Annotated in this window: 16 protein-coding genes and 1 pseudogene; 13 read left to right on the forward strand and 4 right to left on the reverse strand. The window is 65.9% G+C overall.

Annotation, left to right across the window (positions count from 1 at the left end; genetic code table 11):
• Positions 1 to 2 precede the first annotated feature (2 nt).
• Positions 3 to 857 (forward strand): 3-hydroxybutyryl-CoA dehydrogenase, encoded by an 855-nt coding sequence (locus tag AC3WLY_RS07760; protein ID WP_347064971.1) that lies wholly within the window; start codon positions 3 to 5, stop codon positions 855 to 857.
• Positions 858 to 922: 65 nt separating this feature from the next.
• Here the strand turns inward: AC3WLY_RS07760 and AC3WLY_RS07765 are convergent, their stop codons facing one another.
• Entirely contained in the window at positions 923 to 1,588 is a 666-nt protein-coding gene (locus AC3WLY_RS07765) for a TetR/AcrR family transcriptional regulator (RefSeq protein ID WP_175964046.1), read from the reverse strand.
• Between the two features lie 97 nt (positions 1,589 to 1,685).
• On the opposite strand from AC3WLY_RS07765, the gene AC3WLY_RS07770 reads away from it, so the two are divergent.
• Positions 1,686 to 2,510, forward strand: a complete 825-nt coding sequence (locus AC3WLY_RS07770) for a Rossmann-fold NAD(P)-binding domain-containing protein (protein WP_492309719.1) — start codon at positions 1,686 to 1,688, stop codon at positions 2,508 to 2,510.
• A 2-nt stretch (positions 2,511 to 2,512) separates the two neighbouring features.
• A complete protein-coding gene (locus AC3WLY_RS07775) occupies positions 2,513 to 2,998 on the forward strand; it encodes an anthrone oxygenase family protein (RefSeq protein ID WP_492309720.1) in 486 nt (161 codons plus the stop codon).
• Between the two features lie 472 nt (positions 2,999 to 3,470).
• Here AC3WLY_RS07775 and AC3WLY_RS07780 read toward each other — a convergent pair whose 3' ends face one another.
• Both AC3WLY_RS07780 and AC3WLY_RS07785 read right to left on the reverse strand, forming a co-directional pair.
• Positions 3,471 to 3,743, reverse strand: coding sequence for a hypothetical protein (locus tag AC3WLY_RS07780; protein ID WP_492309721.1), 273 nt, complete (start codon positions 3,741 to 3,743; stop codon positions 3,471 to 3,473).
• A gap of 346 nt (positions 3,744 to 4,089) precedes the next feature.
• Positions 4,090 to 4,680 carry a dimethylsulfoniopropionate lyase gene (locus AC3WLY_RS07785; RefSeq protein ID WP_492309722.1) on the reverse strand — a complete coding sequence of 197 codons (591 nt, stop codon included), beginning with the start codon at positions 4,678 to 4,680 and terminating at the stop codon, positions 4,090 to 4,092.
• A gap of 8 nt (positions 4,681 to 4,688) precedes the next feature.
• On the opposite strand from AC3WLY_RS07785, the gene AC3WLY_RS07790 reads away from it, so the two are divergent.
• On the forward strand, positions 4,689 to 5,099 hold the full coding sequence (locus AC3WLY_RS07790; RefSeq protein WP_492309723.1) for a hypothetical protein: 411 nt from the start codon (positions 4,689 to 4,691) through the stop codon (positions 5,097 to 5,099).
• Here AC3WLY_RS07790 and AC3WLY_RS07795 read toward each other — a convergent pair.
• A pseudogene (locus AC3WLY_RS07795) lies at positions 5,096 to 5,239 on the reverse strand (transposase); the annotation flags it as partial. The gene AC3WLY_RS07790 and the pseudogene AC3WLY_RS07795 sit on opposite strands and share 4 nt — an antisense overlap.
• A gap of 129 nt (positions 5,240 to 5,368) precedes the next feature.
• Here AC3WLY_RS07795 and AC3WLY_RS07800 point away from each other — a divergent pair.
• The 9 genes from AC3WLY_RS07800 (at position 5,369) to AC3WLY_RS07840 (ending at position 17,645) form a co-directional block, all read left to right on the forward strand.
• Complete coding sequence (locus AC3WLY_RS07800; protein ID WP_492309724.1) at positions 5,369 to 8,824, forward strand: adenylate/guanylate cyclase domain-containing protein; 3,456 nt, start codon at positions 5,369 to 5,371, stop codon at positions 8,822 to 8,824.
• Between the two features lie 92 nt (positions 8,825 to 8,916).
• The gene (locus AC3WLY_RS07805) at positions 8,917 to 9,966 is read left to right on the forward strand and encodes a patatin-like phospholipase family protein (protein WP_175964052.1); all 1,050 of its coding nucleotides are present in this window, start codon (positions 8,917 to 8,919) and stop codon (positions 9,964 to 9,966) included.
• Positions 9,967 to 10,104: 138 nt separating this feature from the next.
• Entirely contained in the window at positions 10,105 to 10,644 is a 540-nt protein-coding gene (locus tag AC3WLY_RS07810; RefSeq protein ID WP_175964104.1) for an HD domain-containing protein, read from the forward strand.
• A 350-nt stretch (positions 10,645 to 10,994) separates the two neighbouring features.
• Positions 10,995 to 11,798 carry a transporter substrate-binding domain-containing protein gene (locus tag AC3WLY_RS07815; RefSeq protein WP_492309725.1) on the forward strand — a complete coding sequence of 268 codons (804 nt, stop codon included), beginning with the start codon at positions 10,995 to 10,997 and terminating at the stop codon, positions 11,796 to 11,798.
• Between the two features lie 4 nt (positions 11,799 to 11,802).
• Complete coding sequence (locus AC3WLY_RS07820; RefSeq protein WP_425132450.1) at positions 11,803 to 12,537, forward strand: ABC transporter permease; 735 nt, start codon at positions 11,803 to 11,805, stop codon at positions 12,535 to 12,537.
• Entirely contained in the window at positions 12,534 to 13,301 is a 768-nt protein-coding gene (locus AC3WLY_RS07825) for an ABC transporter permease subunit (RefSeq protein ID WP_492309726.1), read from the forward strand. Before AC3WLY_RS07820 ends, AC3WLY_RS07825 begins: the two co-directional genes overlap by 4 nt.
• 27 nt (positions 13,302 to 13,328) lie before the next feature.
• On the forward strand, positions 13,329 to 14,711 hold the full coding sequence (locus AC3WLY_RS07830) for an LLM class flavin-dependent oxidoreductase (protein ID WP_492309727.1): 1,383 nt from the start codon (positions 13,329 to 13,331) through the stop codon (positions 14,709 to 14,711).
• 351 nt (positions 14,712 to 15,062) lie between these two features.
• Positions 15,063 to 16,571, forward strand: a complete 1,509-nt coding sequence (locus tag AC3WLY_RS07835) for a sugar ABC transporter ATP-binding protein (protein ID WP_492309728.1) — start codon at positions 15,063 to 15,065, stop codon at positions 16,569 to 16,571.
• Positions 16,572 to 16,586: 15 nt separating this feature from the next.
• Positions 16,587 to 17,645 carry an ABC transporter permease gene (locus AC3WLY_RS07840; protein WP_175964058.1) on the forward strand — a complete coding sequence of 353 codons (1,059 nt, stop codon included), beginning with the start codon at positions 16,587 to 16,589 and terminating at the stop codon, positions 17,643 to 17,645.
• Positions 17,646 to 17,656 lie beyond the last annotated feature (11 nt).

Genomic DNA, 17,656 nt, shown 5'->3' on the forward strand with positions numbered 1-17,656 from the left:
TCATGGCCATCGAAATCGTCGGCGTCGTGGGCGCCGGAACCATGGGCAACGGCATTGCGCAGACCGCCGCCGTTGCGGGATTCAACGTCGTGATGATCGACGTCAGCGACGCTGCGCTCGACAAGGGCATCGCGACGCTGAAGGGCAGCCTCGAGCGGCTCGTGTCGAAGGACAAGCTCGACGCGGCCGCACGCGATGCGGCGCTGGCGCGCATCACGACGTCGACCGACTACGCGAAGCTCGCATCGGCCGACATCGTGATCGAAGCCGCGACCGAGAATGTCGAACTGAAGGGCCGCATCCTGAAGCAGATCGAGGCCGTCGCGCGGCCCGACGCGATCGTCGCGACCAACACGTCGTCGATCTCGATCACCGCGCTCGCGGCGCCGCTCGCCGATCCGGCGCGCTTCGTCGGCATGCACTTCTTCAATCCGGTGCCGCTGATGCCGCTCGTCGAGATCATCCGCGGGCTGCAGACGAGCGACGCGACCGCGTCGGCCGTGCGCGAACTGACCGAGCGTTTCGACAAGTCGCCGATCGGCGTGCGCAATTCGCCGGGCTTCGTCGTGAACCGAATCCTCGTGCCGATGATCAACGAGGCGTTCTTCGTGCTGGCCGAAGGCATCGCGTCGGCCGAGGAGATCGACGCGGGGATGAAGCTCGGCGCGAACCACCCGATCGGGCCGCTCGCACTGGCCGACCTCGTCGGCCTCGACGTGTGTCTCGCGGTGATGGACGTGTTCGTGAAGGACTTCGGCGATCCCAAGTATCGTGCGTGCCCGCTGCTGCGCGAGATGGTGTCGGCAGGGCGGCTCGGGCGGAAGACGGGGCGCGGGGTGTACGACTACAGCAAGTAAGCGGCACACCATGCCACTTCGTCGCGCGGCCGCCTCAGCGCGGCCGCGTGCATTAAGCGGTGCGACTACGCGTCCAGCACCGCCAGATCCCGCGGCAACATCCGCTTGAACATCGCGAGGATCTGCCGCGCCGTCTTCGGCGGCAGCGTGATCGCGTGGCGCACGGCCGCCGCGATCTGGATCATCATCAGCTCGGCGAACGCGCGCCGCTGCGCGCGTGTCGTGTCGGGCGCCACGTCTCCCAATGCATCCGCTAACAGCGCGGCCAGAAACTCGCCGTCCGCCCGGTCGAGTTCCTGCAGCGCGCGGTCGGCCTGCGTCGCGCGCCAGATGTCGCGCATCAGCGGCTCGTCGACGAACATCCGGTAGTAGCTGTCCGTGATGCGGGCAAGCGTGCCGTGCAGGTCGTCGAGCGTCTTCATCGCGGCGAGATCGCGCCGCACGCAGTCGTGCCCGACGGCGTTGTAGCGTTCCGCGAGCGTGCCGATCACGGCCGCCTTGTCCGGAAAGTACTGATACAGCGAACCGAACGAGATGCCGGTGCGTTCGACGATGTCGCTCATCCGGAACGCGTCGCAGCCTTTCTCGATCATCACGTCCGACGCACACGCGAGGATGCGCTCGAACCGCTCGCGGCTGCGCTGCTGCGTCGGCACGAGCCGCGCGCGCGCCGGCGCGTCCGCTGCCGCCGCTTCGGGCGCGTCGTTCTGCCCCGATTTTTGTCGGCCCATGCCGCCTCCGGAAAAACTTGACGTTGCAAATGCGAGAGTCTATCGTGTTTTTAAAACGCGAGAAATTCTCGCATTTGAGAGAGAAAAGGAGACGCACATGTCGGCACTTCCCATCCTCATCGTCGGCGGCTCGGGCAAGACGGGCGCCCGCGTCGATGCACGGCTGCGCACACGCGGCATCGCTACCCGGCCCGTGTCGCGCACGTCGGCTGCCCGCTTCGACTGGACCGAGCCCGCGACGTGGCCCGCCGCGCTCGACGGCGTGTCGGCCGCGTACGTGACCTACCAGCCGGACCTGGCCGTCGAAGGCGCGGTGGAAGCGATTGCCGCATTCGCACGGCTCGCGCGTGAAAGCGGCGTCGAGCGCGTGGTGTTGCTGTCCGGGCGCGGCGAGCCCCGCGCGCAGGCCGCCGAGGCCGCGCTGCAGGCGTCGGGCGTGGGCTGGGGCGTGGTGCGTGCGAGCTGGTTCAACCAGAACTTCTCCGAGGGCTACCTGCTCGACGGCGTGCTGGCCGGCGAGGTCGCGCTGCCGGCCGGTGCGGTGCGCGAGCCGTTCGTCGATGCGGACGACATCGCGGACGTGGCCGTGGCCGCGCTCACCGATGCCCGGTTCGCGGATCGCGTGATCGAGGTCACGGGCCCGCGCGCGCTGACGTTCGCCGAAGCCGTCGGCGAAATCGCGCGGGCCGCCGGCCGGCCGATCGTGTATCGCGAGATTCCGCCCGATGCGTTCGTCGCGGGGCTGCGTGAGGTCGGCGTGCCGGAGCCGGTCGTCGAGTTGCTCGACGAATTGTTCGGCACGGTGCTCGACGGGCGCAACAGCGCGGTGGCGCACGGCATCGACGACACGCTCGGGCGGCCGGCGCGCGATTTCGCCGATTATGCGCGTGCGATGGCCGCGACCGGCGTGTGGAGCGCGTGACCATGATCGCGTTCGTGACTTCCGCATTGCTGTGGGGGGCGGCCATCGGCTGCGGGCTGATGGCTGGCGTGTACTTCGCGTTCTCGACGTTCGTGATGACGTCGCTCGGACGGATCGCGCCGCAGGCCGGCGCGGCCGCGATGAATGCGATCAACGTCGACATCGTGCGTTCGCCGTTCATGCCGCTGTTCCTCGGCACGACGCTGATGGCGCTCGCGCTGGCCGTGCTCGCGCTGTTCGATCGCGATCGGCCGGGCGCGATGGCGGCGCTCGCGGGCGGCGTGCTCTACGTGGCCGGCATGTTCGCGGTGACGATGGCCGTCAACGTGCCGCTCAACGATGCGCTCGCCGCGGCCGATCCGGCGACCGCGCAAGGCGCGGCGCTGTGGACGCGCTACGTGCACGACTGGACGATGTGGAATCACGTGCGCACGGTGGCGTCGGCGGCTGCGTGCGTGTTTTTTATCGCGGGGATTGCGGCGCGGTAGTGCTGCCGTCGAGCCGAACACGCACTACGCATGAAACGCCGACGGCGACACGTCGAAATGCCGCTTGAACATGGCGGAAACGTGTTTTGGCTTCTATAGCCGTGATCCATCGCGACGGTCGGCACCCGCTCGCCATGTGCGAGGCGCTTGAGCGCGAGCTGCCGCAGCGCCTGCTCGCGCCGGCGGCGGAAGCCGAGCCTCGTCTCGCGCCGGAACGCGCGATTGTGGTTCGAACGGTCGCTCCCTGATGTCGCGCAAGCCGTGCCGGAGACGAAAACACCGGCGGCCTGCATGGCCGATGAAGGACGCCGGGAATCGGGGTCCGCGATACAGCGATTTCGTTTTCTTCATCCCGGCGTCCTGGACTCGCCAATGTGACAAGTGCCATGGAAGCTGCATTTATTTCGGGCTTTCCGGAAATTAATTGTAATAAGACCCCCGGTTGCCGGAAGGAATGCAGATCGGTCGATTTTTAGCTGATCGAGCCGATAACGACGAAGCTGAAATTCCGGTCGGAATATTTTCCGTTTGCGTCGCCGGTTTGAATCGTGGCTCCGCTGCCGGAAAGTGCCGGAAAGATCACGTTGTCCAGCGTGTTTTGCCCGCCGCCGTATCCCCATTGCGAGCCGACGATCGCGGGCGTTTTGATGAATGCGGTATTGAACGAGAGCTGGTACGTGCCGGTGCTTTCGCGTTTCACGGTGAATCCGCCCGAGCCATCCACGACCGTGCCGTTGCCCTGCACGCTGCCCCACAGTGTAACTTGAGCCATGATCGTTTCTCCTTCGCTATTTTTCTAAAACAATATCGGGAATTGAAACGGAATGTCGATCGTGTGCAGTCGGGATTCCCCGGATCGACAACTATATTGTATGCGATGGATTTTTAAAGTCAGGATCGGCGGTAAATAATTTATTCTGGTTTCTATTATAAATAAATCGAATTTGTAATGACTGGCGCGAATTGTTGCGCAATATCGGCGCATGGCGTCGGCAACCGATAAAAGCCCGCATTTATCGGGAGCGGACCTTGGTATGCCGATCGCGGGGGCAATCCGCGATCGGCTGCGAACCCGACGCCCGACGCCCGGCTCAAGGCAAGAGGCACCACATCGCGAGAAACGGCGCGCTGCCCGAGCGCATCGCATGCACGATATTGGGCGTGTTGTGCAGCCCGCCGCCGATGCCCGGATCGAACCACGCGCCGTCCCGCTGGCGAAATTCACCCGCGGACAGCAGCACGTACGCCTCTTCCGGCAGATGCTGGTGATCGGGGTAGCGGGTAAAGGGCGCGATCAACGAAAACCCGAGCTGAACGTCGTAACGGCTCTCCATCCCGCCCGGCCCGCAAATCATCCCGTTCACGTGCTTCTCGACGTAATCTTCGCTCCCGTTCAACCCCGACGTTCGTCGTTGCCAGCCCAGCGAGGGTTCGAGCGTCTTGAGCGCGCGTGCCGCGGCGCGCAGGTCCGACGAATCGTCAAGAAGGGGCGCAAGCGCGGAATCGAGGAGGTCGCAGGCCGGATATCGTTTCGCGGCACGCATGCCGTCGTGAGACGGATGCTCGAGGCGAGCGAAAACCTGCGCCGCTGCGTGGCGGGTCGCATCCGGCAGCCTGGGCGACTGAAACAGGGCCCGGGCGATGGCGATGAAATGTTCGAGGTCTTCGTTGCGCGTGTACATGGTGCTCCATGAATGCGGTGACGGCCGTGTCGCATGCGTTGCGACGCGTTGAGTGCGTGGCGATTTCCCGTGAATGCCATTGCACGCTCTCGGGCGTTGCCCTCGGCCCGAATCATAGGCCAAGCGCGTCATGTCCGGCACGGCTGCCGTATCGCGTTCGGAAAGTCGATGCGGAAAAACGGGCGGCTTTTCAGGATTTTCCCTCGATCCTGCGCATGCCGCGCTGTGTCTCGCTCGAGCGGAAAGCGCTCGCGCAGCGATACCGCTCTCGTCGCGAAGGCCCGCCGGTATTGGCATTGTGCGCCGGCCGGCGCACCGTCCGAGCGCTATCTCAATCAGTGATCAACAGCGGTGCCGAATGCGGGCGTTCGGCCATGCACCGATCGTCGAGCGTCGCACGCCGCGCCAAGAAGCTCTAACAAAATGAATTTTGAGGCCGTTGCCAGCAAATGATGCAGGCGGCGATTTTCACGAATGCTTCATGGATCGCCGCGAGGCATTCAAACCGGATGCGCAGGCGTCTGAAGTTGTGAAGCCATGCGAAGGTACGCTCGACCACCGGATCTACTACCGTCGAGCCATTGGTTTCTTCTCTTGTCGGCATGCATGATCACGCTCGCAGGCCTGAATACCCGCAGATAGTGGCGCATAATGTTCTGATATCGACCCTTGGCAGAAAGAGGGTTTTATGCGCTGCACAATATGCGGATCCGAGAATCCTCCCGGTGCGAGGGTCTGCCAGGAGTGTCAGGCCGTGCTGTGCCACACTTGTCCGCACTGCGGACATGAGGCCGAGCCGGCAGCCCGCTTCTGCAGCAATTGCGGGGCGTCGCTGGCTACACCCGCCGCTGCGCCGTCATTTTCTCGACCATCGGGTCGGGAGCCGCCGCCACCCCCCATTCATTACACGCCCGATCATCTCGCCGAGCGGATCCGTGCCGAACACGCGGCCATGGAAGCGCGCGGCGAGCCCGCCGGCGAGCGCAAGACCGTTACCGCGCTGTTTGCCGACATGGCCGGGTCGACCGCGTTGATCCACGATCTCGATCCCGAAGTGGCGCATCGCTTGATCGTCCCCGTGGTCGAGCTGATGATGGAAGCTGTCCACTACTACGAAGGGTACGTAGCGAAATCGCTCGGCGATGGCATCCTCGCGCTGTTCGGCGCACCGATCGCCCACGAAGACCATGCGCAGCGAGCGCTTTTCGCTGCATTGCGCATGCAGCAGGCGATGCGGCAGCATGGCGACCGCATTCGTCTGCGGGAAGGCATTCCTCTGCAAATTCGCGTCGGCGTTCATACGGGCGAGGTCGTCGTCCGCTCCATCCGCACCGACGACTTGCACACCGAATACGATCCGCTCGGGCATACGATCCACATCGCGTCGCGGATCGAGGGAATCGCCACGCCCACGTCGATTCTCGTCAGCGAGTCCACCCATAAGCTGGCCGAAGGCTATTTCGAGTTCAAGGCGCTCGGGGCAACGCAACTCAAGGGAATTCCGGCGCCGCTGTGCGTATACGAGGTGCTTGGCCTGGGGGCGTTGCGCACGCGCCTGCAGCTGGCGGCGCATCGCGGTCTCGCGCGGTTCGTCGGCCGTGAAACGGAAATGGACCATCTGAACCGGGCGCTGGAGGCAATGAGGAGCGGGCATGGGCGCGTGGTCGGCGTGGTGGGGGAAGCGGGCGTCGGAAAGTCTCGCCTTTTTCACGAGTTCAAGGAGCGTTCACGGCGTGGCGCGCTGGTGCTGGAAACGTTTTCGGTCTCGCACGGCAAGGCGTTTCCCAATTTGCCGCTCATCGAACTCCTGAAGAACTATTTCCAGATCACGACGCAGGACGACGAGCGGCGCTGCCGGGAAAAGGTCATCGGCAAGGCGCTCACGCTCGAGCGCAGTTTCGAGGACCTCGTGCCATACGTCCTCTATCTGCTTGGAATAGGTGAGTGCGGGGCGATACTGGTCGAGATGGATCCGCAGATCCGGCGCGACCGTACCTTCGACGCGATCAGGAAGCTTCTCGCGCGAGAGAGCCGGAATCAGCCGGTCCATTTGCTGTTCGAGGATCTGCAATGGCTGGACCGTGAGACAGAAGCCTTCCTCGCATACCTGGTCGACCACGTGCCGGACGAGCGGATACTCCTGTTGGTGAACTACAGGCCCGAGTATCGGCCCGCGTGGGACCGCGCGGTTCATTGCAGCAAAATCCGTCTCGAACCGCTGGGGCCATCCGATGCTCAAGGACTGCTTACGGCGCTGCTCGGCGAAGATCGCACACTCGTGCCTCTAAAGCAGCTCATTCTGGAGAAGACGGAGGGCAACCCGTTTTTCATGGAGGAAGTGGTCCAGACGCTTGTCGAAGAGAAATCGCTGCTCGGCGATGCCGGGCATTACCGCATCGTGGAGACCCCGGCGACGCTGCACATTCCCACCACCGTGCAGGGTGTGCTGGCTGCCCGGATCGATCGGCTTCCCATCGAGGAAAAGGAACTGCTGCAGGCGCTCGCAGTGATAGGCCACGAGTTTCCGTTCAGCCTGATCCGGCGAATTTGCAGTGAAGCGCCGGCGCGGGACGATGAACTGCGTCGGCTGCTCGCGCATCTGGAAGCCGCGGAGTTCATCTACGAGCGACCCGCCTTTCCCGAGGTCAATTATTCATTCAAACACGCGTTGACTCAGGAAGTGGCCGGGCGCTCGTTGCTCACGGAGCGGCGTACCACCCTGCACGAGCGCACTGCGCAGGCGATCGAGGTGCTGTTCCCGACGCGCATCGCCGATTACTGCAGCGAACTTGCGCACCACTACAGTCAGAGCGGAAACATTCCCAAGGCTGTCGAATATCTGCATCGTGCGGCGCAGCAGGCGCTACGTCATGCCGCCCACCCCGATGCAATGAATCACCTCGGAGCGGCGCTTGCGCTGCTCGAGCGTTTGCCGGATACACCGATGCATGCGCATTGGGAACTGACGCTGCTGCTTTCCCTTGGGCCAGTCTTGATGGATGTCCGTGGGTATGGCGCGACAGAGGTGGGCGTGACATACAGGCGCGCGCTCGAGTTATGCGAGCGGACCGGTGAGGCATCGCAACGCTTTGCGACGCAGTTGGGCTTGCGGATACACCATGTGGTGCGCGGCGAGTATGCAATCGCGACCGATCTGAGCAACCAGATGCTCGGTATTGCCAGGGATGCGAACGATCCAGGCATGCTCGTGGAGGCACATGGTGCGCTGGGCGTGTGCTTTTTTCTGCAGGGCGATTTCGGCGCTGCTCGCGCAAACCTGGAACAGGCCTGTGCGATCTACGATCCGAAGCAGCATCAGGCGCACGTCTTCGCACACGGGGTGGATCCTGGTATTCGGGCGCTCAATTACCTCGTATTGACTTTGTGGTTTCAGGGCTATCCGGAACAAGCGCTCAAACGCAGCGCCGAAGCACTCACGCTCGCGCAGGGCCTTGCTTATGGGCCATCTCTGGCGTTCAGTCTTACCTACGCAGCCCACTTGCATCAACTGCGGAGGGAGCCGGCGCTTGCCGGTGAGCGTGCAGATGCGGTCATTGCCGTATCGACCGAGCACGGATTGCCTTACTGGCTCGCGTGGGGGACGCTTCTGCGAGGCTGGGTGACGAGCGAGCAAGGAAACATCCAGGACGGAATCGCGCAGATGCGGCTGGGCCTCGACGCGCAGCGGGCAGCCGGCGGCGAAGACCTGCGGCCATATTCTCTCGCGTTGCTCGCCGACAGTTACTGGCGTGCGGGTGACAAGAGGGCAGCACGAGACACGCTGGAAGAGGCGATGGCGATCGTCGAGAAATCCGGTGAGCATTGCTACGAAGCCGAGCTCTGCCGGCTCGCGGGAATCTATTTGGCCGGAGAGGCGATCAAGGACGGCACGGCACCTGCACGCGATAACGAAGCCGTAGACTGTTTTCACAGAGCGATCGCGCGAGCGCACCGGCAGGGTGCCAGGGCGCTGGAATTGCGAGCAGCGTCGGACCTTGCGAGGCTGTTGCAACGGCAGGGGAAGACCGTGGAGGCAAAGCGGGCGCTGTCCGGGGTGTACAGCTGCTTCACGGAAGGATTCGGCACGAGCGACCTGCGAGCGGCGAAAGCGCTGCTGGATGCTCTGGACGCGCGCGCCGGATGAATGGACCTGAGGCGCACGACGACGTATCGCGTGACGCCGTACCGTCCATTACCTGCCGCTGCTCCGCATAACGGAGAGCTGGGGAGACGGGCATGACAATCACGCACGCAAGACGCCGCAATGATGGACCGCGCAAACAGATCGCGCTGGCTTTGCAGGGTGGCGGGATGCATGGCGCCTTTACCTGGGGTGTGCTTGACAGTCTGCTCGAAGACAGCCGGCTCGAAATAGAGGGTGTCAGTGCAACCAGCGCCGGCGCGATGAACGCCGCTGTACTCGCATACGGGCTGCAAAAAGGGGGCGAAGACGGTGCGCGTCAGGCACTGCACGACTTCTGGCGGGCAGTCGCGCAATCGGCCGAGCGCTACAACCCGCTGCGTTGGGTGCCCTGGCTGAAGGGCACGCACAGCTTCGGGCTCGATCATTCGCCGCTGTATGCATTCGCCGACATGATGCTGCGCGTTTTTTCGCCCTATCAGTTCAATCCGAACAACCTGAACCCGCTGCGCGAAGTGCTCGAAAGCCAGGTCGATTTCGACGCGCTGCGCAAGCACTGTCCGATCCGGTTGTACCTGTGCGCAACCAATGTCGAGACGGGGAAAATACGCATCTTCACGGGAGAGGATGTCAGTGCAGACGCGGTACTTGCGTCGGCATGCGTGCCGACACTGTTCCAGGCGGTCACGATCGATGGCGAGTACTACTGGGATGGCGGTTACATGGGTAATCCGGCCATCTATCCTCTCATCTACAATTGCGCGACGCGCGACGTCGTGATCGTGCACATCAATCCGCTCGTGCGCCGCGGTGTGCCGATCACGGCTGCGGAAATTCTCAACCGTATCAGCGAGATCAGTTTCAATTCGTCGCTGATGCGCGAGATGCGGGCAATCTCGTTTGTCACCGACCTGATCCGGCAAGGCACGATACAACGTGGCGAGATGAAGGAAATGCTGATCCATTCCATTCGTGCCGACGACGCTCTGTGCGCGTTGAGCGTATCGAGCAAGTACAACGCGGATTGGGGATTTCTCAGCGAACTGCATGACTACGGGCGACGCGAAGCGGATACGTGGCTCGCGCATCACTACGGAAACATCGGACAGCGGTCGAGTATCGACATCCGCAGTGAATTTCTCTGAGCGCATCGCGGTAATGTCGGCACCGGGCGATCATGCGCAGCCGTCCCGGGCCAAGGAGCGAACGTGAACCGGACGCGGGCGCGGTTCGTCGCGCTGTGGTCGTGCAGCGGCGGGACACATGCCGAGGATGTCTATCGCATGCTGGCGCGATGCTATATGGAGCCGGCGCGCCATTACCATACGCTCACGCATGTACGGCGATGTTTGCGTCATCTCGACCTGGCGCGCGACTCGATTCCCGAACCGGACGCCGTCGAGCTCGCGCTCTGGTTCCATGACGTGATTTTCGTTCCTGGCGCGCACGATAACGAGCAGCGTAGCGCGGACTGGTTCAGACGCCAGGCAGGGGAGCGAATCCGCGCGTGCGACCGTATCTGCGAGATGATTCTCGCGACGACCCACTCGGGCATTGCCGCGGAACTGGATACCCGTTTCGTGTGCGACATCGACCTGGCCGTGCTTGGCGCTTCTCGCAGCCGATTTCGCGAAGACGGCCGGCGCCTGCGGGCAGAGCGGCCCGATCTTGACGATCGGGCTTACGACCTTCATGAACGGACGATTCTTCGCGGGTTACTCGCACGCCCGCGCATCTATCTCACGGATTTCTTCTACACGCGCTGCGAGACGCGAGCACGCAGAAATTTGAGCTGGCGGCTGGGCTTGCCGAGTCCGGAATAGCCACGACAAGCTGCTGTCGGCGTTCGCAATTGGCGCTAGCGGTGCGATCGCCGATTTACCGGAGCCTGATTCTCCGACGATGCCGAGCGTCGGCGCGATGCACCGGCGGCCGAGCGGCGGCATGTTCGATGGAGAGTCCTGCGATCGCGATCTGCCGGCGCGCAAGTTCGCCGGGTTGTACTGATCCACGCATCGCGCGGCTGTTCTCGCCCCCCGATTCACATATCGCCCGATCAGATATCGATCGCAAAAATAACCATTTGGTACACGCGTCGGCACGCATTACAGTCTCGCCTCCTGCTGCCGGCCGCGACGCCGGTGATTCCGACGTTATTTCAGAAGCCAGCCAAATGAATCGTTTGATGCGTTCCAGGGTCCGCGGCGCCGCGGCCGCGCTGTTCGTGCTCGGCGCGGCGTGCGCCGCCCACGCGGCTCAACCGACGCTGCGCGTCGGTATCGATGCCGAGTCGTATCCGCCGTTCTTCTCGAAGGACGCGACCGGCAAATGGAAAGGGTGGGAAATCGACGTGCTCGAGGCCGCGTGCGGCAAGCTGAACGTGCGCTGCGAACTCGCCGACATCGCGTGGGACGGCCTGATTCCGGCGCTGCAGAACCGCAAGATCGACGTGATCTGGTCGTCGATGACGATTACCGGCGAACGGCAGAAGGCCATCGACTTCAGTCGTGCCTACTACGAATCGCCGACGGTATTCGTCGGCGCAAAAAGCGATCGACGCCGCGTCGATTGCGCGGTGCCCGCGAGCTTCAAGGGCCGCGTGATCGGCGTCGAGGCCGGCACCAATTTCTCGGCCTTCCTCGATGCGCGCTTCAAGCAGGACGTGCAGATCAAGGCCTTCGACAAGTTCGACAATGCGCTCGCCGATCTGGTCTCCGGCCGGGTCGATTACGTGCAGGAAGCGAAGGGCCTGTTCACGGCGTTCCTGTCGTCTCGCGACGGCAAGGATTTCGAGGTCAAGGCCACCTGTGCGGACAACCCGGTGCTGGGTCTCGGCATCGGTGCGGGCATGCGGCGCGGCGATGCGCTGCGCGACCGGCTGTCGGGCGCGATCGCGCAATTGCAGCAGGACGGCACGTGGGATGCGATCACCGCGCGCTATCCGAACCTGAAAGGCACGATCGAGAAGGGCCGTTGAACCGATGGCCGCAGACGATTCGCTGCTGGCGCTGCTCGCATTCGGCGACGGCGGTTACGGCCGCATCTTCGCGAGCGCGTTCGCGCTGACGCTCGGCGTCGCGGCCGCGTCGTTCGGCGCCGGCACGCTGCTCGGCATCGCCGGCGCGCTCGGCAAGCTGTCGCGGCACGCGCCGCTCGCCTGGCTCATCCGGCTCTACACGACGCTGGTGCGTGCGCTGCCCGAGCTGTTGTGCCTGCTGCTCGCGTTCTATGCGCTCGCGCCCGCCGTCGAGGCCGCGCTGCGCCGCGGCGGCCTGGTGCCTGACGGCTTCGCGTTTCCGCCGTTCCTGGTCGCCGCACTGTCGCTCGGCTTCATCCAGGGCGCCTATCTGACCGACATCTTCCGCGCGGCGCTCGTCAACGTGCCGGTCGGCCAGATCGAAGCCGCGCATGCGTACGGAATGACGCCGTGGCAGACGCTGCGACGCATCCGGCTGCCGGCCGCGGCGCGGCTCGCGCTGCCCGGTGTCGGCAACGTGTGGCTGAACGCGACCAAGGATGCGTCGTTCATCAGCGTGCTCGGATCGTTTACGGATCTGCTGAAGGCGAGCCAGCTCGCCGCCGGCGCGACCCGGCACTACGTGTTCTTCTATCTGGTCACGGCGGCGCTGTTCCTGCTGCTGAGCGTCACGTCGACGGGGCTGTTCGCCGCGCTCGAACGGTACGCGAACCGTGGCGCAACGAGCGCAACCGCATGAGCTTCTCGCTGCCGTTCCTGCTCGATACGGTGATGCCGAAGCTGCTCGCCGCGGTGCCTACGACGCTCGCGCTGATGCTGTTGTCCGGCGTGGCCAGCGTGCTGCTCGGCATGCCGCTCGCGCTGGCCGCCGGCGCACGCCGGGCGCCGCTTCGCTGGTCCGCACGCGGCTGGATCATGCTGATTCGCGGCACACCGCTGCTGGTGCAGCTTTATCTGCTGTACTACGGATTCGGCCAGATCGTGCCGCGCGAATGGATGCGCGACAGCTGGGCGTCGCCTCTGTTGCGCGACGCGTTCTGGTATGCCGTCGTTGCCTTGAGCGTGAACGAGAGCGCGTATGTCGCGACGATCCTGCGCGGCGCGATCGCCGGCGTGCCGGCCGGCGAGATCGAGGCCGGCTACGCGTACGGAATGACGCGCGCCGGTGTACTGCGCCGTATCGTCGGCCCGCGCGCGTGGCGGCTCGCGCTGCCCGCGCTCACCGGCGAAGCGATCCTGCTGCTGAAATCGACCGTCCTCGCGTCGACCGTCACGGTGTTCGACGTGATGGGCACGGCCAACACGCTGCGCTTCGAAACGTTGCGCGTATACGAACCGCTGGCCGGCGCGGCGCTCGTCTATGTCGTGCTGGTCGCGCTGCTGACGATTCCTGCCGCCTGTATCGAGAGACGCCTCAACCGCTACCTGACGCGCGAGTCGGACGACCGCGCACCCGCGCGCGCACGTAACGCGTCGTCGGGCGTGTGGGCGGCACCCAACTGATTCCCCTGTTTCGCATTGAGCATGACGATGTCCGATCCTCGACCCCTGCTGTTTTCCCTCTATGAACAAGCCAGCGTCGGCTGCGGCGGCGCGCCGAGCCTCTGGACCCATCCCGCCGACGAACGGCTGCGCGCCAATACGCTCGCGTACTGGTCGGACCTGGCGCGCAAGGCCGAGCAGGCCGATCTCGACATGCTGTTCTTCGCGGACGTGCTCGGCCTGTACGACGTGTACGGCGGGTCGGCCGACGCCGCACTGCAGTGGGCGGTCGAAGCGCCCGCGAACGATCCGATGATGCTGATCCCGGCGCTCGTCGCGCAAACCGAGCGACTGGCGTTCGGCGTGACCGCGAGCACGACCTACGAACATCCGTTCGCGCTCGCGCGCCGCTTCAGCACGCTCGATCACCTGAGCAACGGCCGGATCGGCTGGAACATCGTGACGTCCTACCTGACGAGCGCGGCGCGCAATTTCGGGCTAGACCGGATGATCGGCCACGACGAACGCTACGCACGCGCGGAGGAGTTTCTCGACGTCGTGTACAAGCTGTGGGAAGGCAGTTGGGCGGACGACGCGGTCATTGCCGACAAGCACGCGCCGCGCTATGCGCGCGGCGACCGCGTGCGGCCGATCGCGCACGAAGGCACGCACTATCGCGTGCACGGCCCGCACGTGTGCGCGCCGTCGCCGCAGCGTTCGCCCGTGTTGATTCAGGCGGGCTGGTCCGGGCGCGGACGGGAATTCGCGGCGAAGCACGCCGAAGTGGTGTTCGTCGCGAAGTCGAATCCGCACGAGATCCGCGCGGGCCTCGACGAAATTCGCCGGCTCGCAGTCGAAAACGGCCGCGCGGCGGACGACGTGAAGGCGCTGACGGTGCTGCGGATCGTGACGGCGCGCTCGTCGAGCGACGCGAAGGAGAAATACCATGCGCTGCAGCAGCACTATCACCTGCAGGCGCAGCTCGTCAGCTACGCGGGCGACACCGGCATCGACATCGATCGTTATGCGGACGACGAGCCGCTGACGACGCAGACGGAAGGGCTGACGTCCTACGTGGTGCGACCGGACGGCAGCGGCAAGCCGCTGACGGCCGGCGACGTGCGGCGCAAGTTCGCGAACGTCACGCGCGGCACCGACCTGATCCTCGTCGGTTCGCCGGACGAAGTCGCGGACCAGCTTGCCGAGCACGCGCAGCAGTCGACGACGAGCGGCTACATGCTCAATCCGCTGATCAGCCCCGGCACGCTCGACGATTTCGCCGACCTGATCGTGCCGGAGTTGAAGAAGCGCGGCCTGTACCGGACGCAGTCGCCGGGCGGCACGTTCCGCTCGCGCCTGGGCGGCGGCGATCGCCTGCCGGACAGCGCGTATGGCGCGTCGTTCCGGCAGTCCGCGGCGGCCGGGCGCTGACGGTCGGACGAATATCGATTCCCCAAAACATTGGTAGGGCCGCGCGATGACGAGCGGTAGAGTCGACTATTCGGTCGCGGACCGGCCGCATCGGGAACAGCGGGCGCAGCATGCGTCCGTCCCGGCGGAACGACGAACCCGGGAGTTGCCTGACATGAACCGTGAGGTGCCGTTTCAGCCGGAAGCAGGTTGTGCCGACTCGAAGCATGACGACGAGCGTTTCGTATCCGCCTGCGGGAGCGCGATCGAAGCGCCGTTCGCGAGCGATGCCGAACGCGGCTTCGAATGCGAACGGCTGGCCGGACGGCGGTACGGTTTTCCGACGTGGCACGGGCGCCGGCGGGCACGACCATGAGCGCAGGCGCCGCAAATCGACCGCGCCGATCACCGCCGCCGCCCGTCCTGAGCGCGGCCGGCATCGCGAAACGGTTCGACGCGACCGTCGCGCTGGCGGCGCTCGACCTGTCGATCGGCGCCGGTGAAGTCGTCGCGTTGATGGGCGCGAACGGCGCCGGCAAATCGACTTTCGTGAAGATCCTGAGCGGCGTGATCCGGCCCGACGGCGGCACGCTGACGCTGCGCGGCGCACCCTATCGGCCGGCTTCGCCGCACGCGGCGAAGCGGCTCGGCGTCGCCACCGTGCACCAGTCGGTCGCCGACGCCGTCGTGCCGACGCTGTCGATCGCCGACAACCTGTTGCTCGACCGGCTGTGCGATCCGGCGTCGCCGTGGCATGCGCCGCCGGCCGCGCGGCGCGCCGCGGCGCGACCGCTCGCCGCGCGCGTCGGGCTCGACGCCGATCTGTCGGCGCCGCTCGCGTCGCTGTCGCTGGCCGATCAGCAGCGCGTGACGCTGGCGCGCGCGCTCGCCGGGCAGCCCGGCCTGCTGATCCTCGACGAGCCGACCGCGAGCCTGTCCGCGCCGGAAGCGGAGCGGCTCTTCGGGCTGCTGGACGCGTTGCGCGACGACGGGGTCGCGATCCTGCTGGTGTCGCACCGGCTCGGTGACTTGCGCCGCATCGCCGATCGCGTGGCGATCGTCCGCGACGGCCGGATCGTCGCCGATCTGGCCGCGCCGGTCGACTTCGATGCCGCGGTGGAAACGATGATCGGGCGGCCGTTGCCGAAAGCACGCGCGGCGGACGCGGGCCGCGCCGCGTCGTCGCCCGAAGCGGGCCTCAGCCTGCGGAACCTCCGGCTGTCGCCGACCAGCGTGCCGTTCGATCTCGACGTCCGGCGCGGCGAGATCGTCGCGATCGCGGGCCCGGTCGGCGGCGGCAAGTCGTGCCTCGCCAGCGTGATCTTTGGCACCGTGCGCGCGGCTGCCGGCGAGATGGCGCTCGACGGCCGGCCGTGGCGGCCGCGCTCGCCGGCCGATGCCATTCGAGCCGGCGTGTTCCTGGCCGGCGAGGACCGCTGGCGCACGTCGCTGTTTCCCGACAGCGTGCCGTTCGCGTCGATCGCCGGCACGATCAGCTTTCCGTTCCTGTCGCGCTGGTTCACGGGCGGCGCGCTGCGGCCGGCCCGCGAACGCGCCGCCGCCGCGGCCGCGATCGCCGCCTTCGGTATCCGCTGCACGGGCCCGGACGACCGGCTCGTGCGCCTGTCCGGCGGCAACCAGCAGAAAGTCGTGCTCGCGCGCTGGCATGCGGAACGCGCGCGGCTGCTGCTGCTCGACGAACCGTTCCAGGGCATCGATGCCGGCGCGCGCGCCGATATCGTCGATACGCTGCGGCGCCACGCGCACGAGCGCGCGACGCTCGTGTTCGTCAGCGATCTCGAGGAAGCGGCCGAGATCGCCGATCGCATCGTGCGGTTCGATCGCGCCACGCTCGACCATCCGCTGTCGTCTTCCTCCTGAATGACTGCGCCTCCCATGAAACCCGTTTCCACTTCCGTCGTGCCCGATGCATTGCCTGGCGAGCGGGCGCGCCGTCCCGCGCCGGCCCGCATCCGCGCGGCGCTCGAACGCACGGGCATCCTGCTCGTGCTGGCGGCCCTCGTCGCCGTGTTCGCACTCAGGGAGCCCGCGTTCCTGAACCTCGACAACCTGTTCAGCATCCTTCAGGCGGTGTCGATCGTCGCGCTGCTCGGCATTGGCGTGACGATCACGCTCGCGGCCGGCGGCTTCGACCTGTCGGTGGGCAGCGTCGCCGCGTCCGCGCAGATGGCCGCCAGCTACGTGCTGGTCGTCTGGCACGGCGGCACGCTCGCGGCGGTGGCCGCCTGCGTCGCGCTCGGCGTGGCCGCCGGGTTGTTCAACGGCCTGCTGATTACACGGCTGCGCGTGCCCGACCAGCTCGCGACGCTCGGCACGCTGTTCCTGCTGGCGGGCCTGCAGCTGATCCCGACCGGCGGCCGGTCGCTCGCGACCGGTTCGGTGCTGCCCGACGGCACGGACGCGACGGGCGTGTTCCCCGCCGCGTTTCTCGCGCTCGGGCGCCTGCGCCTGTTCGACGTCGTGCCGTTGCCGGTGCTGTTGCTCGCGGCGGTGACGGTGCTGGCCTGCGTCGCGATGGAGGCGACGCGCTGGGGCCGCGTGATCTATGCGATCGGCGGCAACGAGACGGCCGCGCGGCTCGCCGGCGCGCCGGCCGCGCGCTACCGGGTCGCCGCGTATGTCGTGTCGGGCGCGATCGCGTCGCTGGGCGGCGTGCTGATCGCCGCGCGGGTCGGACGCGGCGACGCGAGCGCCGGGCACTCGCTGCTGCTCGACGCGGTGGCCGCCGCGCTGGTGGGTTACGCCGTGTGGGGTGCCAAGCGGCCGAACGTGTTCGGCACGGTCGTGGGCGCGGTATTCGTCGGCGTGCTGCTCAACGGGCTGACGATGCTGAACGCGCCGTACTACATGCAGGACTTCATCAAGGGCGTGTTGCTGGTGCTCGCGCTGGCGTTCACGTTCGGCATCGGCCGCCGTGCGGACGCGCATGCGTGACGGGGCGGGGC

Source organism: Burkholderia sp. FW306-1C-G01B, from assembly GCF_058781685.1.